At 76.2% G+C, this 23,426-nt stretch carries 21 protein-coding genes and 2 pseudogenes; 8 read left to right on the top strand and 15 right to left on the bottom strand.

The genetic code is table 11. The features are described 5' to 3' along the window. Positions 1–32: 32 nt before the first annotated feature. Positions 33–563: a transcriptional regulator NrdR gene (gene nrdR, locus H7K62_RS11025; protein ID WP_186718091.1), complete on the top strand. Its 531-nt coding sequence runs from the start codon at positions 33–35 to the stop codon at positions 561–563. Here the strand turns inward: nrdR and H7K62_RS11020 are convergent. Beyond that, the gene (locus tag H7K62_RS11020) at positions 499–2,121 is read right to left on the bottom strand and encodes a putative bifunctional diguanylate cyclase/phosphodiesterase (RefSeq protein ID WP_186718089.1); all 1,623 of its coding nucleotides are present in this window, start codon (positions 2,119–2,121) and stop codon (positions 499–501) included. The two genes, nrdR and H7K62_RS11020, sit on opposite strands and share 65 nt — an antisense overlap. After that, positions 2,118–2,978, bottom strand: a complete 861-nt coding sequence (locus H7K62_RS11015) for an HDOD domain-containing protein (RefSeq protein WP_186718088.1) — start codon at positions 2,976–2,978, stop codon at positions 2,118–2,120. Before H7K62_RS11015 ends, H7K62_RS11020 begins: the two co-directional genes overlap by 4 nt. Before the next feature lie 136 nt (positions 2,979–3,114). Between H7K62_RS11015 and H7K62_RS11010 the strand changes: the two genes are divergently transcribed. Together H7K62_RS11010 and H7K62_RS11005 are read left to right on the top strand one after the other, a co-directional pair. Continuing rightward, entirely contained in the window at positions 3,115–3,828 is a 714-nt protein-coding gene (locus tag H7K62_RS11010; RefSeq protein ID WP_186718086.1) for a lipoate--protein ligase family protein, read from the top strand. Next, a complete protein-coding gene (locus H7K62_RS11005) occupies positions 3,825–4,694 on the top strand; it encodes a serine hydrolase domain-containing protein (RefSeq protein WP_186718084.1) in 870 nt (289 codons plus the stop codon). Before H7K62_RS11010 ends, H7K62_RS11005 begins: the two co-directional genes overlap by 4 nt. Positions 4,695–4,706: 12 nt before the next feature. Here the strand turns inward: H7K62_RS11005 and H7K62_RS11000 are convergent, their stop codons facing one another. The 3 genes from H7K62_RS11000 to H7K62_RS10990 all read right to left on the bottom strand — a co-directional run bounded on the left by H7K62_RS11000 (position 4,707) and on the right by H7K62_RS10990 (position 6,493). Further along, positions 4,707–4,991 carry a hypothetical protein gene (locus H7K62_RS11000; RefSeq protein ID WP_186718082.1) on the bottom strand — a complete coding sequence of 95 codons (285 nt, stop codon included), beginning with the start codon at positions 4,989–4,991 and terminating at the stop codon, positions 4,707–4,709. An 85-nt stretch (positions 4,992–5,076) separates the two neighbouring features. Further along, positions 5,077–5,358 carry a protealysin inhibitor emfourin gene (locus H7K62_RS10995; RefSeq protein WP_186718080.1) on the bottom strand — a complete coding sequence of 94 codons (282 nt, stop codon included), beginning with the start codon at positions 5,356–5,358 and terminating at the stop codon, positions 5,077–5,079. Positions 5,359–5,425: 67 nt separating this feature from the next. Next, on the bottom strand, positions 5,426–6,493 hold the full coding sequence (locus tag H7K62_RS10990) for a M4 family metallopeptidase (protein WP_222437463.1): 1,068 nt from the start codon (positions 6,491–6,493) through the stop codon (positions 5,426–5,428). Positions 6,494–6,619: 126 nt separating this feature from the next. Between H7K62_RS10990 and H7K62_RS10985 the strand changes: the two genes are divergently transcribed. Together H7K62_RS10985 and H7K62_RS10980 are read left to right on the top strand one after the other, a co-directional pair. Further along, on the top strand, positions 6,620–7,642 hold the full coding sequence (locus H7K62_RS10985) for a toprim domain-containing protein (protein ID WP_186718078.1): 1,023 nt from the start codon (positions 6,620–6,622) through the stop codon (positions 7,640–7,642). After that, positions 7,639–8,160 carry a hypothetical protein gene (locus H7K62_RS10980; protein ID WP_186718077.1) on the top strand — a complete coding sequence of 174 codons (522 nt, stop codon included), beginning with the start codon at positions 7,639–7,641 and terminating at the stop codon, positions 8,158–8,160. Before H7K62_RS10985 ends, H7K62_RS10980 begins: the two co-directional genes overlap by 4 nt. On the opposite strand, the gene H7K62_RS10975 is transcribed toward H7K62_RS10980, so the two are convergent. Both H7K62_RS10975 and H7K62_RS10970 read right to left on the bottom strand, forming a co-directional pair. Beyond that, positions 8,147–9,790, bottom strand: a complete 1,644-nt coding sequence (locus H7K62_RS10975) for a 5-oxoprolinase subunit B/C family protein (RefSeq protein ID WP_186718075.1) — start codon at positions 9,788–9,790, stop codon at positions 8,147–8,149. The genes H7K62_RS10980 and H7K62_RS10975 overlap by 14 nt on opposite strands. Positions 9,791–9,830: 40 nt before the next feature. Then, a complete protein-coding gene (locus H7K62_RS10970) occupies positions 9,831–10,634 on the bottom strand; it encodes a LamB/YcsF family protein (RefSeq protein WP_186718073.1) in 804 nt (267 codons plus the stop codon). 131 nt (positions 10,635–10,765) lie between these two features. Between H7K62_RS10970 and H7K62_RS23825 the strand changes: the two genes are divergently transcribed. Continuing rightward, the gene (locus H7K62_RS23825) at positions 10,766–12,295 is read left to right on the top strand and encodes a diguanylate cyclase domain-containing protein (protein ID WP_186718070.1); all 1,530 of its coding nucleotides are present in this window, start codon (positions 10,766–10,768) and stop codon (positions 12,293–12,295) included. Here the strand turns inward: H7K62_RS23825 and H7K62_RS10960 are convergent. The 7 genes from H7K62_RS10960 to H7K62_RS10930 form a co-directional block, all read right to left on the bottom strand. Continuing rightward, positions 12,273–13,334, bottom strand: a complete 1,062-nt coding sequence (locus tag H7K62_RS10960; protein ID WP_186718068.1) for an LLM class flavin-dependent oxidoreductase — start codon at positions 13,332–13,334, stop codon at positions 12,273–12,275. The genes H7K62_RS23825 and H7K62_RS10960 overlap by 23 nt on opposite strands. A 55-nt stretch (positions 13,335–13,389) precedes the next feature. Continuing rightward, complete coding sequence (locus H7K62_RS10955) at positions 13,390–14,613, bottom strand: aldose epimerase family protein (protein WP_370591726.1); 1,224 nt, start codon at positions 14,611–14,613, stop codon at positions 13,390–13,392. Between the two features lie 85 nt (positions 14,614–14,698). Next, the gene (locus H7K62_RS23820; protein WP_186718066.1) at positions 14,699–15,688 is read right to left on the bottom strand and encodes a GNAT family N-acetyltransferase; all 990 of its coding nucleotides are present in this window, start codon (positions 15,686–15,688) and stop codon (positions 14,699–14,701) included. A gap of 7 nt (positions 15,689–15,695) precedes the next feature. Next, on the bottom strand, positions 15,696–16,643 hold the full coding sequence (locus tag H7K62_RS10945; protein WP_186718063.1) for a hypothetical protein: 948 nt from the start codon (positions 16,641–16,643) through the stop codon (positions 15,696–15,698). Between the two features lie 26 nt (positions 16,644–16,669). Then, positions 16,670–17,386, bottom strand: coding sequence for an SDR family oxidoreductase (locus H7K62_RS10940; RefSeq protein ID WP_186718061.1), 717 nt, complete (start codon positions 17,384–17,386; stop codon positions 16,670–16,672). Between the two features lie 44 nt (positions 17,387–17,430). Beyond that, positions 17,431–18,648 (bottom strand): NADH:flavin oxidoreductase/NADH oxidase, encoded by a 1,218-nt coding sequence (locus tag H7K62_RS10935; RefSeq protein ID WP_186718059.1) that lies wholly within the window; start codon positions 18,646–18,648, stop codon positions 17,431–17,433. A gap of 68 nt (positions 18,649–18,716) precedes the next feature. Next, on the bottom strand, positions 18,717–19,592 hold the full coding sequence (locus tag H7K62_RS10930) for an SDR family oxidoreductase (RefSeq protein WP_370591725.1): 876 nt from the start codon (positions 19,590–19,592) through the stop codon (positions 18,717–18,719). A gap of 91 nt (positions 19,593–19,683) precedes the next feature. Here H7K62_RS10930 and H7K62_RS10925 point away from each other — a divergent pair, with 91 nt between their 5' ends. Continuing rightward, positions 19,684–20,682, top strand: coding sequence for a TIGR03560 family F420-dependent LLM class oxidoreductase (locus H7K62_RS10925; RefSeq protein WP_186718604.1), 999 nt, complete (start codon positions 19,684–19,686; stop codon positions 20,680–20,682). Between the two features lie 914 nt (positions 20,683–21,596). Continuing rightward, a pseudogene (locus H7K62_RS10920) lies at positions 21,597–22,876 on the top strand (IS256 family transposase). 217 nt (positions 22,877–23,093) lie between these two features. On the opposite strand, the pseudogene H7K62_RS10915 reads toward H7K62_RS10920, so the two are convergent. Beyond that, positions 23,094–23,426 (bottom strand): annotated as a pseudogene (locus H7K62_RS10915) (HNH endonuclease signature motif containing protein); the annotation flags it as partial.

The following is a 23,426-nucleotide window of genomic DNA, read 5'->3' as shown; positions in this document are numbered from 1 at the left end:
ACGCAGCGTGACGGCCCCCCTAGCGTGGGACGGTGCACTGCCCGTTCTGCCAGTTCGCGGACTCGCGCGTGGTCGACTCCCGGACCTCGGACGACGGCCAGTCGATCCGCCGCCGCCGCCAGTGCCCGCGCTGCGGGCGCCGCTTCTCGACGTCGGAGACCGCCAGCCTGACGGTGCTCAAGCGCTCCGGCGTGGCCGAGCCGTTCAGCCGCGACAAGGTCATCGCGGGGGTGCGCAAGGCGTGCCAGGGGCGCCCGGTCACAGCGGACCAGCTGGCCCGGCTCGCGCAGCAGGTGGAGGAGTCGGTGCGCACCGCCGGCCGCGCGGAGGTGGACGCCCACGACGTGGGGGTGGCCGTGCTCGCGCCGCTGCGCGAGCTCGACGAGGTCGCCTACCTGCGGTACGCCTCGGTCTACCAGGCGTTCGACTCCCTGGAGGACTTCGAGGCGGCCATCGCCCTCCTGCGCGCCGAGAACGCCGTCGACGCCGCGGACGGGATCACTGCGACACCTGCTGGGCAGGAGCGGGCGCCGGGGCAGGAGCAACCGGCAGCGCGGGGCTGATCCCCAGCCGCCGCGCCACCTCCGCGGCGGGCTCGGCCCGACCGTGCAGGTAGCCCTGCGTCTCGTCGCACCCGGCGCCGACCACGGCGGCCAGCGTCTCGGCGTCCTCCACGCCCTCCACCACCAGGCGCAGGCCCAGGCGGTGCGCGAGGTCCACGGTGGACGCCACGATCGCCGCGATGCCCGCGTCGGTCAGCACGCGCATGGTGAACGAGCGGTCGAGCTTGAGCTCCGTGGCCGGCAGGTCGGACAGGTAGCTCAGCGAGGAGTAGCCGGTGCCGTAGTCGTCGATGGACAGCTGCGCGCCCAGGCCCCGCAGGCGCCGCGCGGTGGCGAGCGCCTGCTGCGGCTCGGACATGAGCACCGTCTCGGTCACCTCGACCACCAGCAGCTCCGCCGCGACGCCGCTCTCGCGCAGCGCGGCGTCCACCATCGGCACGAACGACGCGTCGGTGAGGCAGGTGGGGGAGACGTTGACGGCGATCCGCAGCGGGTGGCCGGCGGCGTGCCAGTCACGGGCGTCGAGCAGCGCGGTGCGCAGGACGTGCTCGGTGAGCCGGCGCACGAGGCCCTGCTCCTCCACGATCGCGAGGAACGTCTCCGGACCCACGAGGCCGTGGCGGGGGTGGCGCCAGCGCACCAGCGCCTCGAGCCCGCCGATCTGGCCCGTGGCCGCGTGCACCTGCTGCTGGTAGTGCACCACCAGCTGCGCCGTGGCACCGCGGTCGGGCTGGCCGCTCTCGCACAGCGCCGCGCGCAGCTCGTCCGCCAGCAGCGCCCGCTCGCGCACCGCGAGGTCGTGACCGGGGTCGAACAGCGCCACGCCGCCGCCACCGGCCTTGGCCGTGAAGAGCGCCACCTCGGCGCGGCGCAGCAGCTCCAGGGCCGGGTCCGCCGGCACGCCGTCGTCCCCCTCGGCCGGCCCCTCGGCGTCCTCGGAGGCGTCCTCCCAGGCGTCTGCCCAGGCCAGGCCCAGGCTGACGGCCACCTCGGGGGAGACGGCAGCGGCGAGGCCGTCCGCCACCAGGCGGGCCCGCGCGGCGTCGTCACCGGTCAGCAGCACGGCGAACTCGTCGCCGCCGGTCCGCGCGACCAGCGCGCCGTCGGGGACGCTGCCCCGCACCAGGTCCGCGGTGCGGCGCAGGAGCGCGTCCCCGGCCCGGGGGCCGTAGCGGCCGTTGACCTGGTGGAAGCCGTCCAGGTCTGCCAGCACCAGGGCGACCAGCGACTCGCCCTCGTCCTCGTCCTCCTCCGACGCGCTCGCGGCGCGCGCCAGGGCGTGGTCGAGGGCGGCCTGCAGGCCGGCGCGGTCGAGCAGCCCGGTGAGCGGGTCGCGGTTGGCGGCGCGGGCCAGGTCGGCGGCCAGCTGGTGGGAGCCGCGCAGCTGCGCGCTGGTGCGCAGCACCGCCGCCACGACGACGACGAGGAGCACCACCGCGGCCGTGACGGCCATCGGCACCGGCAGCGGCCTGACGGCGTGCAGGAGCAGCGCACCGGCTGCCGCTGCTCCCGCCACACCGCCGGTGAGGGCGTCGACGGCCGAGCCCCGGCGGGTCACCAGTCGGAGGCCGACACGGCCTCGTGGAGCTTCGGCATCATGGCGGCGAGGCGGTCCTCGGTGACCGCGCCCTCGGACAGCGCCAGGACGTCGGACGTGGCCCCCTCGGGGTCGACCAGGCGACCGGCGGCCTCGATGGACGTGGCCAGGCAGCGCGACCACGGCGTGGTCGCGGACCGGCCCGAGGCGTCGTCGACGAGGTCGAGCGCGTCGGTGAACTCGCGCGGGAAGCGCCAGGCGGACAGCGCCGCGGCCGACACCTGCGTGTGGCGGAAGCCGTGCACCTCCTGCTCGGCCAGCAGCAGGGCCCGGCGTCCGCCCGCCACGACGTCCTCGCGGTCCAGCAGCACCTGGTAGCCCGGCTGGTCGTGCTGGATGAGGATCGCCTGGCCCAGCGCGGAGAGCAGGCCCAGGCAGAACGCGTCGGGGGCCGGCACGCCGAACAGCGGGGCCAGCGAGCTGCAGGCCACCGCGGTGGCCTTGGAGCGGGGCCAGAAGTCGGCGGGCAGCACGTCGTCGGTGTCCAGCCCGGCGGCCGCGGTGGCCGCCATGGCGCGGATGGTGGAGAAGCCGACCACGGTGACGGCGAACGTCACGGTGCGCACCCGCCCGCCCAGGCCGAAGTAGGCGCTGTTGGCCAGCTTCATCACGCGGGTGGTCAGCGCGACGTCGGCGGTGAGGGTGCCGGCCAGCTCCTTGGAGCCCACGGAGTCGTCGTCGGTCATCGCCACGACGCGGGCCGCGACCGGACGACGCGCCGCGAGCTGGTCGACCAGCTCGAGCAGGTCGCCGATGCTGGGACCGCCGGCCTCCTCGGGGGCAGCGGCCTCGTCGGTCGTCTGGACGCCGGTGGTCATGAGTGGTGCTCCGAGCTGTCGCGGGTCTGGTGGACCCCTCCCGAAGGAGGTCCTCGCCCCGCACATCGGCCGCGCTCGCCGTCCGCTGCAGCCCTCCTCGCCGGTGGCACCCGCTCGGCCCACTACGGTGCGGCGGGTGAGGGGCCCCTACGAGCTGGAGGACCGGCTCGAGGCCGAGCCGCTGAGCCCCGACGACGACGCCGCGCGCCGCCTCGCGCTGCTCGCCGACGTCGGCGAGGGGCGCAGCCCGCAGCTGGTGCGGCTGCTGCGCCCCTCGCGCACAGCGGCGTTCAGCCGTCGCGACGCGCTCCTGCCCGGCTTCGGCGCCGCCCAGGACGCGGCCCGGTCCCACGGGTTCGCGCCCGTGGTCAGGCCCGTCGGCGGCCGGATGGCGCCGTACCACCCGGGCACCCTCATCGTCGACGTCATCGGGCGCAGCGACGACCCGCGCCGCGGCATGACCGCGCGCTTCGAGCTGGTCGCTGACGCGACCGTCGAGGTGCTCGAGGGCCTCGGCCTGGACGCGCGGACGGGGGAGCTCCCCCGCGAGTACTGCCCCGGGCAGCACTCGGTGCACGTCGTGACCCCGGGCCTGCCGCCGGGCGCCACGAAGGTCGCCGGGACCGCGCAGCGCCAGACGCGGCACGCCTACCTCGTCTCCACGCTGCTCGTGGTGCACGACGGGGCCCCGCTCAGGGCCGTCACCACTGACGTGTACGCCGCGCTCGGGCTCGACCTCGACCCGGCGACCGTCGGCGCGGTGGCCGACCACGTCCCCGGCGGCCGCGTGGGCGTCGAGGAGGTCGCCGCGGCGCTGGTGCAGGCGCTGGCTGGCAGGCTGGATCCGTGAAGAGCCTGCTCGAGCAGCACGTGGTGCGGTGGCCGGACCCGGCCGCGAGCGTCGTCGTCGTCGGCAGCCCGCGCGACGGCGGTCCGGTGGCCCTCGCGGCCACGGGGGACCTCGACGCGCCGCGCCGCTGGGCGTCGGTGACCAAGCTGCTGTCGGCGCTGACCGCGCTGGTGCTCGTCCACGACGGCGAGGCGGACCTCGACGCGGAGCTGCCCACCGACGTCGCACCGCCGGGCGCGACCCTGTCGCACCTGCTCGACCACACCTCGGGCCTGGACTTCGAGGCCGGAGGTCCTGGCACGTGGCGCCTGCGCGCCCAGCCGGGCCAGCGGCGGATCTACAGCAACACCGGGATCGAGGTGGCCGCCGCGCACGTCGAGCAGCTCACCGGGGCGCCCTTCGCGGAGCTGCTGCGCGAGCTGGTGGCCGCCCCGCTCGGCATGGCGCGCACGCGGCTCGAGGGGTCCGCCGCGCACGGGCTGGTGGCGCCGACGGCCGACCTGGCGCTGCTCGCGGGCGAGCTGCTGGCCCCGCGGGTGCTCCCCGCCGCCGTCGTCGACGCCCTGCGCACCCCCAGCCGGCCCGGGCTCGCGGGCGTGCTGCCGGGGTTCGGCCGGCAGGCCCACAACGATTGGGGCCTGGGCGCCGAGGTGCGCGCCGACAAGGACCCGCACTGGACCAGCCCGGACAACGCCCCCACCACCTTCGGGCACTTCGGGCAGAGCGGCACGTCCCTGTGGGTGGACCGCGAAGCCTCCGGCGGGCGGGGGCTGGCGCTGGTGACGGCGTCGGCCGAGCCGTTCGGGGAGTGGGCGACCACCGCCTGGCCCGCGCTGTCCAGCGCGGTCCTGCGGGAGGCGCGCTAGCCGCACCGGTCCTCAGGCGGCGCGGGCGAGGTGCCGCCGGCTTCGGACAGCCCGGTCGCGCTGGTCGGCCCGGTCGCGCTGGTCGGCGATGTGGGCCCGGTCGGCCTGCGCCGCTCGGGCTGCGGCGGTCGCGTCGCCGTACCGCGCCGAGCGGGACCCGACCAGCGGCAGCGCGTCCTCACCGGCCGTCGTGCGGCCGACGCGCGCGGTGGGCCCGGACAGGGCGAGGGCGCCCAGCACGACCACCCCCGCCCCCAGCGAGAGGGCCAGGCCGACGGCTCCGATCAGCACCACCACGGCTGCGAGGGTGCCCCCGGTGGCCGGGGGCAGGCGCACACCTGGCCGTGGATCGGCTGTGACCCGCTCCGCCGTCAGCCCGCCGTCAGCTGAGCAGGCCGTCGAGGAGCTGCCGCACCCCGGGGGGCATCGACCCCTCCCGCAGCTGGGCGCGCTGCGGGCCGGCCGCTGCGTCGTCGTCCTCCAGGACCACCTCGTAGCAGAAGCCGTCGCGGCGCGAGCCGGCGCCGAGGTCGTGGGAGCCCACGGCGGTGGCGACGAGGTCGCGCAGCTGCTGGGCCGCGGCGCCGTCGAGCTGGGACGCGTCGGCCTCACCGCGCCGGACCACACCGGCGAAGCCCCCGCTGCGCTCCACGACCACCCGCACCGGCTCATCCTCCTCTCCACCGCCGTGGTGTCGGAACCCCGTCACGAGGTGGCGCGGGGCGGGGGACCTACAGCACCCCGACCTGGGACCAGGCGTCGCCGACGGCGTCGTGGGCGGTCGAGCCGGGGCGGTGCCCCAGCGCCTCGGCGGCCCGGAGCGTGGTGCGGGCGAACGTCGCGAAGGAGGCCGTCTTCGGCAGCGACGGGTCGCGCAGCGCGTCGTACCAGACCCGCCCGGCCACCTCCCAGGCCTTCCCGCCGACCGCCGTGGCCGCCAAGTGGAACGCTCTGTTGGGGATGCCGGAGTTGGTGTGCACCCCGCCGTCGTCAGAGGTGGTCACCACGTAGTCGCTCATGTGGGCCGGCTGGCTGTCCTTCCCCAGCTCGGGGGTGTCGTACGCGGTGCCGGGCGCGGCCATCGAGCGCAGCGCCATGTCGGGGTGGCCCAGCAGCAGCCCCTTCCCGATGAGCCAGTCGGCCTGGTCCGCGGTCTGCCCCAGCGACCACTGCTTGACCAGGGAGCCGAAGACGTCGGAGACGGACTCGTTGAGCGCCCCGGACTGCTGGCTGTACACCAGCTGCGCCTCGTCGTCGGTGACGCCGTGGGTGAGCTCGTGGCCGATGACGTCGACCGCGACGGTGAACCGCGCGAACACCTCGCCGTCGCCGTCCCCGAAGACCATCTCCTTGCCGTCCCAGAAGGCGTTGTCGTAGTCCTTCGCGTAGTGCACGAACCCGCGCAGCGGCAGGCCCTCGTCGTCGATGGAGTCCCGCCCGTACGCCTGGCGGTACAGCTCGAAGGTGGCGCCGAGGCCGTCGTAGGCCTCGTCGGTGGCGGCGTCACCGGTGGGCGCCGCTCCCTCGGTGCGGACGACGACGGCGGTGCTGAGGTCCTCCGCGGAGCGGCAGTCGTAGATGGTGCGTGCCGGCTGGGCGCCCGCGCGGGCGTGCGCCACCACGGCGCGCGGCCGGGTGGGGCGCAGCAACGCGCTCTGCGCCCGGGAGGAGCGCAGCGACGCGTCGAGGGAGAGGGTCCGCAGCGCGCGCTCGCGCTGGGAGTCGGTGCCGCGGAGCACGAGGTGCTCGAGCAGCACGGGCGGCATCACGCACGTGGGGAGGAGACCGGTGGCAGCCATGGTCACGATGGTGGACCCGACCGCCGCCGACGGCCACCCTGCGTGAGGGGAGCGCACCTCACCGTCAGGGCGGGAATGCGTCCGAGTCTGCCTCACGGAAGACGCCGGACCGCCACCATGGGGGACGTGACCCCCCGCCCCTCCGGGAGCGCGCCCGCCACCGCCGCGAGCCGCCCCGCGCCCTCGCGCGCCGTCCTGAGCGAGGTGGCCGAGCTCCTCGCCGGTCCCGGGCTCGCGTGGGTGGTGCAGCGGGTGCGCGGGCAGCTGGAGACCGGAGCGGACCCGGTGGCCGTGCTGCAGCTGCCCACCGCCACCCCCGCCCAGCGCGCCGGGGCGCGGTCCGTGCTCGGGCCGGCCGCCGCGGTCCGCGGCACGCACCTGGCGGTGCGGGTCAGCGACCTCGACGAGCTGCTGCTCGAGCTCACCGGGTGGGACCGCGGGCTGGCCGCCGCCGTCCGCGCGCTCGACGAGGGCCTCCCCGGCGCACAGGCAGAGGAGGAGGCGGAGCAGGACGAGGAGCAGGACGACGACGACGCGGTGGCGCTGCCGGCCACCGCTGCCGCGGCCGTCGCCGGGCCTCCAGCGACGGAGCCGGAGCCGGAGCGGGTCGAGCTGGGCGCGCTGGAGGCCGAGCAGGTCGGGCTCGCCCTGGCCGACGCCGCCCTCGTCCTCGACCTGCCGGCGGACCCCGGCGGCGCGACCGGCACCGTCCTCACGGCCCTGTCGGCGGTCGGCCTGCCCGCCCTGCTCACGCTGCACCAGCTGCGTGACGCCCCGCCCACCTGGCTGCCCGCACCCCCCGGCGGCACCGTCCTCGTGGTGCCGACCCCCGCGGTGCTCGCCGCCGTCGCGGGGACGCCGGCGCCGGGCGCGCGCCGGCCCCGCGTGCCCGTGGTCTGCCTCGACGCCACCGCCACCGCGCGGGGTGTGGACCCCGCCTGGCCGGGCGACGCCGTCGTCGTCGTCCTGGAGGGCCTGCGGGCCGCGGGCTGGCAGCTGCTGCTCAACGGCGGTGACGGACCCGAGGGTGACGTCATCACGGAGCTGCTGGCGGGCGAGCTCGGGGCGCGGGTGTGGCGCAGCCCCGCCGAGCCGGGGACGCCGCTGCGCGAGCAGCTGCTGGCCGACGCCCGCAGGCTGGCGCGGTGACCCCCGAGCCCGGCGACCTCTTCTTCTCGCGCGGGCGCGGGCTGCAGGGCTGGGTGATCCGCAGCGCCAGCCGCTCCGCGGTGGCCCACTGCGGGGTGCTGGTGCGCCCGCTGGAGCCGGGGGTGTGGCGCACCCACGAGGCGTTCGGCGTGGACGGTCCGTACGGGGGCGGGTCCGGCATGAGGGAGCGGGTGCGCCCGCTGGACGGCGAGCCGCTGCGCCTCGTGAGGCCCTGGCGCAGCTCCGCCGAGCGCGACCGGGGGCTGCTGCGCAGCCACCAGCTGCTCGACGAGGGCTACGACTGGGGCGAGATCGTCCGCATCGCCGGGCACCTGCTGCACCTGCCGCCGGTGCAGCGGCTCGGTGCCGCGCTCTCCCGGCCCGACCGGGTCATCTGCTCGAACCACTGCGCGGCCGTGGCGCTGGCCGGGCGACCCGACCTGGTGCTGCCCCACCCGCCGGACCAGATCTGGCCCGCTCCGCTGCTCGAGGCGCTGCTGCCCGTCAGCGCGTCCTGAACCGCACCAGCGCACCGGGCGCCAGCTGCCCGGCGAGGTCGAGGTGGTGCGCCGCCACGCACGCGACGACGGGGTAGCCGCCGGTCACGGGGTGGTCGGGGCCGAAGAGCACGGGCTGGCCGCTCGGCGGCACCTGCAGCGCCCCGCGCACCGCCGGCTCGCTGGGCAGCTCGCGTCCCGGGTCCGTGCGCTGCAGGGCGCGGGCGCCCTCCAGGCGCGCCCCGACCCGGTTGGTCTGCGCGCCGACGCGCCACTCCTGGTGGAGCAGCAGGTCGACGGAGGCGGGGGTGAACCAGTCGTCGCGGGGGCCCAGCACCACGTCCAGCGCGGTCACGGCCCCGGGCCGGGGCAGCTCCGGGCCGGTCCGCTCCTGCGGCAGCAGCGCCACCGCGGCCTCCAGCCACGGCGGTCCGGCCACGGCCAGCACGTCACCGGCGCGCAGGGGGGCCGGTCCGAGGCCCGACAGGACGTCGGTCGCGGCGCTCCCCAGCGCCCGCGGCGCGTCGAGGCCACCGCGCACCGCGAGGTAGGCGGCGCCGCCGGCACCGGCCGGCTCGAGGGTGACGACGTCGCCGTCGTCCAGAGGCACCGGGACCCCCGGCGCCACCCGCCGGGGGCCAGCGGTGCCGGCGGCCCCGCGGACCTCGACGACGACGAGCGCCCCCGTCACCGCGACCACGGTCCGCCCCAGCGAGCGCACCACCAACCGGCCGGCGGCCTCGAGGGCCGGGGCGCCGCCGGCTCCGCCCACCGCGCGGTTGGCCGCGCGCAGGGCGGCGCGGTCGAGGGCGCCGCCGGGGCTGACGCCGACGTCCGCCCGCCCGGGCCGGCCGAGGTCGGTGACCACGGCGGACGGGCCGGGGTCGAGCACCTCCAGGCCGCCCCGCCGCAGCGCGCCCGGCGTCGGTGTCGACGCAGCGTCACGCGGGGTGACGCGGGTGGCCGGAAGCCCATGATCACGGGGAGGGGCGGGGGTGAAGCGCACGCGGGTGCCCGGGCGCAGGAGGGCGGGCGGCTCGCGGGCCGGGTCCCACACGGGCACGTCGGTGCGGCCCAGCAGCTGCCACCCGCCGGGGGAGGCCCGCGGGTACACGCCGCTGAACTCCCCGGCCAGGCCCACGGCCCCGGCGGGCACGCGGGTGCGCGGCACCTCGCGGCGCGGGACGCGCAGCGCCGGGTCGCCGCCCACGAGGTAGGCGAAGCCCGGCGCGAAGCCGGTGAAGGCCACCGACCACGGCGTCGCCGCGTGCCGGCGCACCACCTCGGCCACCCCGAGGCCGGTGAGGCGCGCGACGTCGGCGAGGTCCGCGCCGTCGTAGACGACCGGCACCCGCACCTCGTCGGGGTCCTGGTCGGGGGTGCCGGGCTGGCTGTCGTCGGCGCTGTCGTCGGCGCTGGCCAGGAGTGGGGCGAGCGCTGCCGCCACGGCGCGGGACGGCGGCGCGGGACGGGCGTCCCAGCGCAGCAGCGCGGTGCGCGCGGCGGTCACCACCTCGGGGGCGCCGTCAGGACCGCCGGCGAGGACGGCGGGCAGGGGGCGCCGTCCCAGCGCGGCGCGCAGGGCCAGGACGGCTGCCAGGTCGTCCAGCTCCACGAGGACGGCGGCCGTGCCCGCGGGCAGCACCCTCACCCGGTGCTCACGGACGGCTCACGGACGGCTCACGGACGGCTCACGAGGAGGCGGCGCGGACCTGCACGCCCGCGGCCTCCAGGGCCGACCGCACGGCCCGCGCCACGGCCACCGCGCCGGGGGAGTCCCCGTGGACGCACACCGACTCCGCGCGCACCGGGACGTCAGCGCCGTCCACCGAGCGCACGACGCCCTCGGTGACCAGCCGGACGACCCGCGCCGCGACCTCGGAGGGGTCGGTGACCAGCGCTCCGGGGCTGCGCCGGTCCACCAGCGCCCCCGTGGCGGTGTACCCGCGGTCGGCGAAGGCCTCCGCCACGGTCCGCAGCCCGGCGGCGCGGGCGAGGTCGAGCAGCGGTGACCCGGCCAGCGCCACCAGCGGCAGCTCGGGGTCGAAGCGCCGCACCGCCTCCACCACCGCCTCTCCGTGCACCCCCGCGCCAGCGGCGGTGGTGTAGAGCGCCCCGTGCGGCTTGACGTAGGAGACCCGCGTGCCGGCCGCGCGCGCCAGGCCGGCGAGCGCCCCCAGCTGGTAGAGCACGTCGGCCACCAGCTCGGTGCGGCTGGCGTCCACGTAGCGGCGCCCGAAGCCCACGAGGTCGCGGTAGGACGGGTGGGCCCCCACCGCCACCCCGCGGCGCGCCGCCGAGCCGCACACCGCGAGCACGGTCTCGGGGTCACCGGCGTGGAAGCCGCAGGCCACGTTCGCGCTGGTCACCACGTCGAGCAGGGCGTCGTCGTCGGTCAGCGACCACCGCCCGAAGCCCTCGCCGAGATCGGCGTTGAGGTCGACGCGCGCCGGCGGCGCGACACCGCCACCGCCTCCGCCACCGCTGGGAGCCACCCGCCGATCGTGGCAGCCCGCCCACCGACCGCACCAGCGCCCCTCCAGCGGGAGGCGCCGCGTGCCGAGATCACGACGTGAGGTGGAGCGTCCCGACCTCCGGCCAGAGGCCGGCGCCGCGTGGTCGACCCGTGGCGTGGCGGTGGGTGCTGCTGCTGGGCGCTGCCGGGACCGCGGCCTACGGCGTCCTGTTCAGCGCGGCGGGCTGGACCGAGACCACCGCCGTCGTCTACCTGCTGGTCAGCGTGCTGGGCACTGCGGGCTCGGTGGCGGGGGCGAGCCGCCTGCCCCGGTCTGCCGCCGCGGTGTGGTGGTGGGCCGCCGCCTCCCAGGTGCTGTCCACGGGGGCCACGGTCCTGTTCGTGCGCGACACCTTCGCGGGGACCGCCCCTGCTGACCCCGCCGTCGAGGACGCCGCGTACCTGCTGGCCTACCCGCCGGTCGTGGTGGCGGTGGTCCTCCTCCTGCGCCGCTCCCGGGGGTCGCGCGCGCCCGGCGCGCTCGTCGACGCCACCGTCATCGGTGCGGGTCTCGCCGTGCTGGGGTGGGCGGTGCTGGTCGGGCCCGTGGCGGACCTCCACCCCGCCGACCCGGTGGCGCGGCTGTGCACGGCGGCGTTCCTCACCTGCGACGTGCTGCTCCTGGTCCTGCTCGTGGTGCTCCTCGCGTCCTCGGCGGGCGCCTCGCGCAGCACGTGGCTGACCGTGGCGGCCTCGGTGTGCGGCCTGTGCGCGGACACGACGTACGTGCTGGACGGGGTGGCACCGCCGGCCCTCACCGCAGTCCTGTCGCTCGGGTGGGGAGCGTGCAGCACGCTGTGGGCCGCCGCGGCCCTGCACCCCAGCGCCGCGCAGCCGCCCTCCGCGCGGCCCGCACCGGCCTTCTCCCGGCTCCGGCTGGTCGCGATGCTCGGGGCCGCGCTCCTGGCGCCCGCGACCCTGGCGCTGGACCTGCTCACCCACCGCGGCGCGGCGTCGTGGCCCGCGGTGGCGGCCTCGGGGGCCGTGTCGGTGCTCGTGGTGTGCCGCCTCGGGCTGGCGCTGCGGGTCACCGCCGCGTCGCTGTCGGAGCTCGAGCTGGCGCGCCGCGCCCTCGAGCACCAGGCCAACCACGACGTCCTCACGGGCCTGCCCCACCGCGCCGCCGTGGTGGAGCGGCTCACGTCCGCGCTCACCGCCGCGGCCGCCGGCGGTCCGGGGGTGGGGGTGCTCTTCGTGGACCTCGACGGGTTCAAGTCCGTCAACGACACCCAGGGCCACCGCGCCGGCGACGAGGTGCTCCGCGCGGTCGCCGCGCGCCTGGCCAGCTGCCTGCGCGAGGGGGACGTGGCCGGGCGGTGGGGCGGGGACGAGTTCGTCGTCGTCCTCACCGCCCTCGAGGACGACGACGGCGACGGCGGCGAGGGGGCGCTGCTGCGCGTGGCCCGGCGCGTGGTGGCGGAGGTGGCGGAGCCGGTGGCGTCCGCGGACCTCGCGGTCCCGGCCACCGTGGGCGCCAGCGTGGGGGCGGCCCTGGCGCGGCGAGGGACGGCGAGGACCGCCGACGCCGTGCTGCACGACGCCGACACCGCCGCCTACCGCGCCAAGGCCGCGGGGCGCGGCCGCGTGGAGCTGTCCGGCACCGCGCGGGTGCCGGGCCTCAGGCTGCCAGCGCCGCGCTGACCGCGCTGCCCACCAGCTCCACCGAGCGCACCCGCGCCGCCGGCGTGGGGGCGCCGTGGGCGGTGATGAGCTCGTCCGCGCCGACGCGGGCCGCGAAGGCGTCGAGCTGGGCCACCACGGCCTCCGGGGTCCCGGTCGCCGCGAGCCGCGTCATGCGGTCCACGTGCACGGACGCGCCCGCGTCGAGCAGGGCGTCCGCGGCGGCGTCGAACGTCGCGTCGTCGCCGGACTCGACGCCCTCGGGCAGCCGGCCGCGGCCGAAGAGCCCCACCGCGCGCTGGCGGCGCGCGGCGAGCACGTGGGCGGCGGCGGTCTCGTCGTCGTCGGCGGCGAAGACGTTCACCGCGGCGATGGCGTGCGGCGCCTCAAGCGCGCCAGGCCGCCCGCTCGGGGTGAACTCGCGGCGGTACAGGTCCATCGCCTGCTCGAGGGCGTCGGGCGCGAAGTGCGACGCGAACGCGTACGGCAGCCCGAACGCCGCCGCCAGCCGCGCCCCGAACAGGGAGGAGCCGAGCACGTACAGCGGCACGGGCAGCCCGTCGTCGTCGAGGGCCAGCGGGACGGCCCGCACGCCGTCAGGTCGCGGTGCGCCCGCCAGCAGGTCGCGCAGCTCCAGCACGTCGTCGGGGAAGGTGTCCGCCGCCGACGGGTCCCGGCGCAGCGCCGCGCTGGTGGCGCCGTCGGAGCCGGGCGCGCGGCCCAGGCCGAGGTCGATGCGGCCCGGGTGCGCCGCGGCGAGGGTGCCGAACTGCTCGGCGATGGTCAGCGGCGCGTGGTTGGGCAGCATCACCCCGCCCGCCCCCAGGCGGATGGTGGACGTGTGCGCCGCGACGTGCGCCACCAGCACCGCCGGGGCGGAGCTGGCGATGCTCGGCATGCTGTGGTGCTCGGCGTACCAGACCCGGCGGTAGCCGGAGCGCTCCGCGGCGCGCGCCAGCTCCACGCTGGCCGCCAGCGTCTCGCGCGCACCCCGTCCCGCGGTGGCGCGGCGGTCGACGGGGGCGAGGTCGAGGACGGACAGCGGGACGTGCGAGCTCATGCCCTGGGCAACCGCTCGCACGCCCCGCCTGTTCCTGTCCGCGGCCGGCGCGGCCTCAGCGGGCGCTGAAGCGGTACCGGGTCCAGCTGGTGAACTCCTGCCCCGGCCGCAGCACGGTGGAGGGGTAGCCCGGCTGGTGGGGGGAGTCGGGGAAGTGCTGGGTCTCCAGCGTGAAGCCGGCCCCCTGCCGGTACGTGCGCCCGCCCGGTCCCACCAGGGACCCGGTGAGGAAGTTCCCGCTGTAGAACTGCACGCCCGGCTGGTCGGTGAAAGTCTCCACCACGCGCCCGGACCCGGGGTCGCGGGCGACGACGACGGGGGTGCGGTCCCTGTCGATCCCGTCGTCGAAGACCCAGTTGTGGTCGTACCCGAGCGCGTTGAGGACCTGCTGGTCGGGCACGGTGATGCGCTCCCCGATGAGGTGAGGGGTGCGGAAGTCGAACGGGGTGCCCGCCACGGCCCGCTGCGGCCCCAGCGGGATGGAGACGGCGTCGATGGGCGTGAAGCGCGACGCCGCGATCTGCAGCTCGTGGCCGTAGACGCTCCCCGAGGACTCCCCGGCGAGGTTGAAGTACACGTGGTTGGTGAGGTTGAGGACGGTCGGCGCCGTGGTGGTGGCCCGGTACCGGATGACCAGCTGGCTGTCGGTGGTGACGACGTAGTCGACCGTCGTGGTCAGCTCCCCGGGGAAGCCCTGGTCCCCGTCAGGGCTCACCAGCGTGAACCGGACGCCCGCCTCGCCGTCACCCGTGAGGGCCTCCGCGCCCCACACGCGCGTGTTGAAGCCCTTCGGGCCGCCGTGCAGGGCGTTGACCGGGTTCGTGCCCGGGTCGTTGACGGGCACCTGGTAGGTCGTCCCGTCCAGGGTGAAGCGGCCCTTCGCGATGCGGTTGGCGTACCGCCCGATGGTCGCCCCGAAGAACGTGGTCAGCGCCTCGTACTCGGCGAGCGTCTTTTGCCCGAGGGAGACGTCGGCGACCTTCCCGCGCCGGTCCGGCACGAGCACGCTCTGGATGGTCGCCCCGTAGGTGAGCATCGTGACGCGGAGCCGGTCGTGGCCGAACGTCCACCGCTCGACGGCCTGGCCGTCCGCGGTGGTGCCGAAGGGCGCCGAGCTGGTGGTCGGGCTGGTGGTCTGGCCGCCGCCCTTCCCGCCGCCCCCGCCCCTGCCGTTCGCGCTCGCGGGCGCGGCGCCCGCGACGGCGCTCGCGAGCAGGCCTCCCGCCGCCGCCGCTGCGAGCGCGCTGCGCCGCGTGATCCCCTGGCCGGCTCCGGTCACGTGAGCTCCCCGTGGTGTCGACGCCGGGCTCCGGTGCCTCGGCGAACCACCTCACCCTCGCCCCGGTGACCGCCCGGCGTCCACCTCAGCCGGGCGCGACGAGGTAGCGGTACTCGTGGTGGACCGCGAACCCGGACCTCTCGTACAGGGCGCGGGCGCCGTCGTTCGAGGCCGCCACCTGCAGGAACGCCGCGCCCGCGCCCCGCTGGGCGCCCCAGGCGAGCAGCGCCCCGGTGAGGCGCAGCCCGAGGCCGCGACGCCGGTGCTCCGGTGCCGTCTCCACCGCCGACAGCCCCAGCCAGGTGCCCGCGCCGCCCCGGGAGAGCGAGCCGCGCGCCACCGCGAGCACCTCGCCGCCGCCGCCGCCGTCGTCGCCGGCGTTGGCGGTGGAGGGGCGCACGCTCGCGAAGACCTGCTCGTCGGCGGACAGCAGCACCCGCCGGCCGGCCTCGCCGACGGGCCCGCGGTTCTGGTAGCCCGCCAGCCAGGCGTCGTCCGGCTCGCTGTCGAGCCTGACCGCGGGGTCCACCGCCACCGAGGGGGAGGGGGCGGGCACGGGGGCCGTCATGACCAGCGTGGGCGTGCGCACGGCCCACCCGCGCCGCTCGAGCTCAGCGGTGAGGGGCCCCGTCGGTGCGGCCACCACGGCCTCGAGGTCGCGCGCCGCGTAGAACGCGCGCACCCGCTCCAGCGCGGCGTCGAGGTCGCACCCCGGGTCGCCCACGGCCAGCGCCGAGTTGGCCCGCCCGGTGAAGCCGCCCGCCGCCCGCAGGCGCCAGTCGCCGAGGTCCTCGCGCTCCGCGGGGCGCCAGTGCTCGGCCGCCACCCGCTCGAGGTCGTCGGTGCTGATCGCAGTTCCGGTCCGCCGCGCGGGAGCGGGCGGCACGCCCTTCGCGGCGAGCACGTCGGCGCGGGCCACCACCACCTCGCCCCGCCGCGTCGCCACCACCAGCCGCTCGTCGTCCACGGCCACGAGCTCCCCGAGCGCGTCGCTCGCCGTCCCGTCGGGCAGCCGGTGGCGCACCACCACCCGCCGCCCGGCCACGAGGTCCTCGTACCGCAGGACGTGCCGCACGGGCCGCTCAGACCCCGTCGAGGTCGTCGAGGTCGTCGTCGTGCAGGGCCGTGACCAGGTCGTCGGCCACGTCGAGCAGCACGCCGCGCAGGTCCGGGTCCACCTGGACGTGCACGCCGTCACCGGTCTCCTCGACCGCGAACAGACCCGCCGCCGCGAGCAGCCGGACGTCGCGCAGCACCGGCTCACCGGCGATCGAGTCCCCGACGACCTCCGCCAGCTGCACCCGGCCCGTGAGGGCCAGGCGCGCCACCAGGTCGATGACCACCTCGCCGCGCTCCACGTCGAGCAGGGCGTCCGCCAGCTCGGCGCGGTCCACCCCGTCCGGGACCTCGGTCGGCAGCTCCCCGGTGGCAGCGGCACCGCCGAGCCACGCCAGCGACTCGTCCTGCAGCTCGGTGTCGTTGCCCTCCACCACGGCCATGAGGTGCTGCGCGAGCGCCGCGCGCGCCGCCAGCAGCTGCGCCTGACCGCCCTCGCGCCACTCGGCGGCCAGCTCCTCCCGCTCGCCCGCGTCGTCCAGGAGCAGCGCGGCGCGGCTCCAGCGCCTCAGGACGGCGACCTCGTCGTCCGCCGGCGGGCGCAGACCGTCGGTCGCGGCGACCACGGGGTCGGCGTCGTCGGTGGCGCCGGACAGCAGCACCTCGCCGAGGTGGGCCACCAGCGGGTTCGACAGCAGCGCCGCGGCCACCCGCTCCTCGGGGATCGCCTCGACCTCGGCGAGCAGCGCCAGACGGGCCTCGCGCTCGGCGACGGTCTCGGGATCGTCCTCGTAGCCGTCGCGCGCCAGGTCGAGCCGGTCCGCCGGGTCACCCGCGCCCAGGTACTGCTGCGCGCCCGGGTCGGACGCCCACGCGCCGTCGTCGACCACCGGGCCGGAGCCGCGGCCCAGCGGACGGCGCCGCGGCTTCTGGGCGTTCGCCTTCTTGGGCCGGTGCACCTTCTTCTTCGCCACGCCCCAGACCGTACTGAGAGGGGGGCTCAGGGGGTGGCGCTGGGGGAGACCACCAGCTCGTCGATGCGCACCCGCGCCGGCGTGGTCGCGATGAAGGCGACCACCCGGGCGACGTCGTCGGGGGTGAGCATCACCGAGCGCGCCTCCTCGTCGGGCGCGTGCGGGCGCGCCTCCACGAAGTCGGTGGCGATGTCGCCCGGGCACAGGTGCGTGGCGCGCACGCCCGTGCCGGCGAGGTCGTCGTTGAGGCTGGCCACCAGCTCGCCGGCGCCGGACTTGCTCATCCGGTACGCGGCCCCCGCCCCCGGCGACGCGCGCACCGCCGCCCGCGAGCTCACGACGACGACGAGCCCGTCGCCGCGGTCGTGCATGCCCGGCACCACCGCGGCCGCGCAGTGGGCGAGCCCGGTGAGGTTGGCCGCGACGATGGCGTCCAGAGCGGGCAGGTCCAGGTCGTCCCAGTGGCGCCGCCGCGAGTTCAGGCCCGCCGCCGCCACCAGCACGTCCACACCGCCGGCGTCCTCCAGCACCCGCCCGGCCGCGGCGACGGCCTCGGCGTCGGCCACGTCCAGCGGCAGCGCGCTGGCCGCGCCGCCGGTCGCGCGGACCGCGGCCGCCACCGCCTCGAGCCGGTCACCCCGGCGCCCGGAGACCACCACCTCGTACCCGACGGCCGCCAGCGCGAGCGCGCACGCCGCACCGACGCCCGACCCGCCGCCGGTGATCCACGCGCGTCCCGCCACGAGGGGAACCTACGTGGCGGGACGCGCTGGCGCGCAGGCGAGGATCAGCGGGCGCTGGCTCCGGCCGGCTCGTGGCGACCCTGGTGGGGCAGGGACGACGACGGTGCGGCGTCCAGGTCGATGGCGGGCCCGGCGCCCAGGGGCTCCGGCCAGCCGATGCTGGGGGCGTGGCCGCGGAAGTTCTTCAGCCACCAGCCGTAGTCCTCCGGGACCAGGTCGAACGGGGAGGCGTGTCCCAGCTCGCGCGCGGCCCACACCGGCCAGTGCGGGTTGGCCAGGGCCGGCCGCCCGAGGAAGACCAGGTCGAGGCCCTCCCGCACCGCGCGCTCGGCGTTGGCGGGCACGCCGAGGTTCCAGCTGACGCCCACCGGGATGCCCACCTCGCGCTTGACGCGCAGCGCCCGGGACAGGAAGCCCATCGGCTCACCCAGCGGGGTGCCGTCCATCTCGGGGGTGTTGAACCCCGCGGAGATGTCGGCCATGTCCAGGCCGTGCTCCTTCATGAGGGCCACCGCGGCGACGGCCTCGTCCATGGTGGCCCCGGCGGCGTGCAGGTCGTCCGCGCCCAGGCGCATGGTCAGCGGGATGCGCTCAGGGAGCACGGCACGCACGGCGTCGAGGGCCTCGGTGTGGAACCGGACGCGGTTCTCCAGGCTGCCCCCGTACGCGTCCGTGCGCCGGTTGGCGATCGGGGAGAAGAAGCTCGCCCCGAGGTACCCGTGGGCGTAGTGCATCTCCACCCACTCGTACCCGGCCTCGACGGCCCGCACCGCGGCGTCGGCGTACGCCCGGTGGACGCCCTTGATCTCCTCGACGCTCAGCTCGTCGACGGGGTGCGGGTGGTCCGCGCCGTAGGGCACCGCCGAGGGCGCCTTGCAGCGCCACCCCTCGGGGTGGTCGGCGGCGACCTGGTGCCCGCCCTCCCAGGGAGCCACGGCGCTGCCCTTGCGGCCGGTGTGGCCGAGCTGGACGGCGCTGACCCCGCCCATCGCCCTGACGAGGTCGGTGGTGCGCTTCCAGCCGTCGATCTGGCGGTCGTCGTAGAGGCCCCCGCAGTGCACGGTGGTGCGGCCGTCGGGGGTGATGGCAATCTGCTCGGGGAAGACCAGCCCGAAGCCGCCGGCGGCGCGGGCGCCCAGGTGCATGACGTGGAAGTCGTTCGCGTGACCCTCCACGGACCGGTACATCGTCATGGGCGACATGACGATGCGGTTGCGCAGGGTGACGCCCTTGAGCGTGAAGGGGGAGAAGAGGTCGGCCATGGACCCAGTGGACGACCTCGGCGTTCCCGCAGCGTGACGCTCCGGTGCCGGGCGGTGACGAGGTCCTCTCAGCGCTGTCGCTGGCCTGAGAGGACCTCCTCCAGGGTGCGCGCCGGGTGCCCGGCGAGCTGCTCCACCGCGGTGCTCACCGCGTCCATCTGGCCTGCGGCGATGGCGGTGTACGTCGACACCCACGCCTCCACCTGCCAGTCGGGCGCCCCGTAGACCGCGCGGGAGGCGAAGGCCTCCTCGAGCGTCTCCGGCTGGTAGCGCGCCGGCCGCCCCGTCGCCCGCGCCACCACGGCGGCCACCTCGTGGAGCGTGAGCGCCTCCGGGCCGGTCAGGTCGTAGCGCGCCCCGGCGTGCTCGGTGGACCCCGCCGCGGCGGAGAGCAGCACGGCGGTGGCCGCGTCGGCGACGTCGTCCTGCGCCACCGCGGCGACCCGGCCCTCGCCCGCGGGGCCGCGCAGCACGCCGTCCTCCCCGACCATCGCGGGCAGGAAGTCGGCGTAGAGGCCGTCGCGCAGCGCCGTCCACGCCATGCCCGTGCGCAGCTGCGCGGCCCGCAGGTGCTGCTCGGTGGCGTGGTGGTCGCGGGCGAGGGTGAAGACGGCGTCGGGCGCCGCGCCGAGGAAGGACGTGTAGACGAGGTGGCGCACCCCGGCGTCGGCGGCGGCGTCGATGAAGGCGCGGTGCTGGTCGACCCTGTCGAGGCTCTCCGACCCCGACACCATGAAGAGCACCTCGGCGCCGGCGAGGGCCCGGCGGGCGGCGTCGCCGTCGTCGTAGGGGGCCACCGCCACCTCGCTGCGCGGCAGCTGCGGCGCTCGGGAGGCGTCGCGCACCAGCAGCCGCAGCGCGCGGCCCTGGCCGCTGAGGCGGCGCGCCACCCGCCCGCCCACGGCGCCCGTGGACCCGGTCACGGCGATCGGTGCGCTGCTCACGCTCCCAGCATGGCGCGGGCACCAGGGGTGACGGCGGCCGCCGTGTGGTTTAACGTGACACCCCGTGAGCAACGACGCTGTCAGCACCGACCTGCGCTTCGGCCTCTTCGTCCCCCAGGGGTGGCGACTCGACCTCGTCGGCCTCGAGCCGGCCGACCACTGGCGCGCCATGCGCTCGGTGGCCCAGCTGGCCGACCGCGAGGGCACCCCCTGGGAGTCGGTGTGGGTCTACGACCACTTCCACCCGGTCCCCAGCCCCACCGACGACGCCGTGCACGAGGCCTGGACCCTCATGGCGGCGCTGGCCGCCGCCACCGACCGCGTGCGCCTGGGCCAGATGTGCACGTGCATGGACTACCGCAACCCCGCCTACCTGGCCAAGGTCGCCGCCACCGTGGACGTGGTCTCCGGCGGCCGCGTCGAGATGGGCATCGGCGCCGGCTGGTACGAGCACGAGTGGCGCGCCTACGGCTACGGCTTCCCGCGCGCCGGCGAGCGCCTGGCGCAGCTCGCCGACGGCGTGGAGATCTTCAAGCAGCTCTGGACCACCGGCACGTCCACCTTCTCCGGCAGCCAGTACTCGACCGACGGCGCCCTGTGCAACCCGCTGCCCCTGCAGGAGGGCGGCATCCCGCTGTGGATCGCCGGCGGTGGCGAGAAGAAGACGCTGCGCATCGCCGCCCAGCACGCCCAGTACACGAACTTCTCCGGAGACCTCGAGGGCTTCCAGCACAAGTCGCAGGTGCTCCAGGGCCATTGCGAGGACCTCGGCACCGACTACTCGGCCATCACCCGCTCGGCCAACTACAACGTCATCGTGGCCGAGACCGAGGAGGAGGTGGCTGACCGCCGCGCGTGGATCCTCGACCGCCTCACGCAGCGCGTGGGCGCCGAGGTGGCGCAGGCGGAGGTGGCAAAGTCCTACGACGAGTCCATCACCGTCGGCACGCCCGAGCAGATCGTCGAGAACCTGCGCCCGCTCGTGGCGGCTGGCATGACCTACCCGATCGTCTACTTCCCCGAGATCGCCACGGACACCTCCGGCGTGGAGCTGTTCGAGCAGCAGGTCATCCCGGCGCTGTCGGCCTGACCCAGGGGCGACCGTGACCCGCTGGTCGACCGGTGCGCTGGAGCTGGTGCTCAGCCACAGCGACGAGGCACCGGTCCGGCTGGTGGGTCTCGGCGCCCGGCCGCACCCGGCCGACGGGTGCGACGCAGCCGCTCGTCGAGGTGCTCCTCACCGGTGACGGTCGGGCCCGCACGGGGCCGAGGCTCACCGACACCGGGGTCGGGCGGCGCCTGCGCCACGCCTCCCACCGCGAGGAGGCCCAGGACGACGACGAGGACGCGCGCGTCCTCGTCGTCGTCCAGCGCGACGAGGCCACGGGCCTCGAGGTGAGCACGCGGTTCACCGGCGGCGGATCGGTGGTGATCCAGGCGGTGTCCACGCTGGCGACCGGCGCCGTGCTGCCCGCTGGCACCGACCCGCTGGCGCTGCGGCTGCACACCGGGCGCTGCGAGCAGGTGGCCGAGTTCCGCTGGAGCGTGACGCCGCTGTTCGGGAACACCGGCCTGGCCGACTCCACCACCGACCGGCAGACGGCGTTCGGGTCCCGAGGGACGCAGCCACCCGCAGTGGGACGGCGGTGCCGTCGCGCTCCGGCTCGACGCAGACGGACGCACCGTCGTGGCCGTGTGGCACCGCGGCGATGCCGACGCCGAGATCACCCTGGAGCTGCTGGGTGGGGGAACGGCGGACCTCGCGGAGCTCTACCCCCGTGTCCTCCCCACCTGGACTTCGTCGCGTGACGACGACGGCGGCGGCTCTGGTGGCGGGTGCGGTCGCGAGTCATGTCCCGTGAAGTGGTGTAGATCCCGGATCCGCTCCCGGTGATCCACGCGGCCGTCCACATCGACGGCCCACAGACGATCAAGTTGAGCGGTCACCGCGCGATGGTCAGTGAGAACCCGCCAAGGAACTCACGCCAAAGGACACAACGCGCGATGACCAACGACCACTCTGCCCTGCTGACCCTGCTGGCGGAACTGCACGACACGACCGAGAACGACCGGATCCGCCGCATCACCGAAGACGCCCTGCAAAAGCTCATCGACGCCGAAGCCGGCGCGGTGATCGGCGCCGGACGCTACGAGCGCACCGATGAGCGAACCGCGCTGCGCAACGGCACCCGACCCAAGACCTTCTCGACCACCGCCGGGGACCTGAACCTGCGCCTACCGAAGCTGCGCACCGGCTCCTTCTACCCCTCCCTGTTAGAGCGGCGCCGCCGCATCGACCAGGCGCTGTTCGCCGTTGCCGCTGAGGTCTACGTCCATGGGGTGTCCACCAGGAAGGTCGACGACCTCGTCGCCGCCCTCGGGGTGGCGTCTGGGATCAGCAAGAGCGAGGTCAGCAGGATCTGCGCCGACCTCGATGTCGAGGTGGCTGCCTTCCGCGACCGACCCCTCGGTGAGACCAGCTACCCGTACGTGTTCTTGGACGCCACCTACTGCAAGGCCCGCGTCGGCCACCGCGTCGTCAGTCGCGCGGTGGTCATCGCCACCGGCGTCACCGCCGAAGGTCACCGTGAGGTCCTCGGCGTCGACGTCGGTGACTCCGAGGAGGAGGTGTTCTGGAAGGCGTTCCTGACGTCCCTGAAGCGCCGGGGGCTGTCCGGGGTGGCGCTGGTGATCAGCGACGCCCACGAGGGCCTGAAGAAGGCGATCACCAAGGCCATGTCCGGAGCCAGCTGGCAACGGTGCAGGGTGCACTTCGCTCGCAACCTGCTGGCCCACGTGGCCAAGGCCGACGGTGAGGTCGTCACCGCCGCCTACAGGACGGTGTTCGCCCAGCCGACCGCAGCCGGCGTCACCGCGCAGTGGGACCACGTCGCGGCCAGCTTCCAAGCCACCCACCCCAAGGTGGCCGCGGTGATGGACGGCGCCCGCGAGGACGTGCTGGCGTTCCGATCATCAGCACCGGCTTCCCCGCGGCGCACTGGAAGAAGATCTGGTCGACCAACCCCTTGGAGCGGTTGAACAAGGAGGTCAAGCGCCGCACCGACGTCGTCGGGGTCTTCCCCAACGACGCAGCCCTGCTGCGCCTGACCAGCTGTGTGCTGATCGAGGCCCACGATGAGTGGGCCGCCGGCGATCGGCGCTACCTGTCGGAGGCGTCGATGGCGGCGCTGAACGGCACCAACATCGCAGCCCTGCCGGCCACCACCGGTACCGTCACGGCAGGCGGCACCAGCATCGACACCGGAGCCGCCATGACGGCATGATCCCCACCAGCTGACCCCGCACGGTGAGAACGATCTACACCACTACAGGGGACGTGACCCGGTCGCGTGGTGCTGCGCCCGGGGGTGACCGGTCTGAGCGCCCGGCTCTGCGAGCTCCAGGCCTGCTGAGCGTGACAGCGCTCGAGGGACCCGGGCCCGCGCGGCCCGGCCGGAGAGGTGCGGTCGGCTGCGGTGGTCCGGGGACTCGAGGCGATGGTCAGTCCAGGACGTCGGTGAGGTCGGGCAGCAGTGGGGTGGCGCTGCGGTGGTAGACCCGTCCGGTCGGTGAGGTCCAGGTGAAGGTGCCGGGGCTGGGCTGGGTCAGGTCCCAGCCGCCGTGGGTCTTGGCGGTGTGCCAGCGCTGGCAGATGCAGCCGAGGTTGCCGGCTTGGGTGAGTCCTCCGCGCAGGCGGGTGGGGGTCGAGGAGCCCCAGGCGGTGGTGTGGTCCAGCTGGGTGGCCCCGGCGCGGGCGCTGTGGTGGCAGACCGGGGAGATGCAGACCCCGTCGCGGGTGCGCACGTGGGCGGCCAGCAGCACTGAGGGTCGGTA

This window comes from Quadrisphaera sp. RL12-1S, assembly GCF_014270065.1.
GTDB lineage: Bacteria > Actinomycetota > Actinomycetes > Actinomycetales > Quadrisphaeraceae > Quadrisphaera.
Note: the sequence above shows the minus strand (reverse complement) of the source record. Positions and strands in the feature narration are given on the sequence as shown.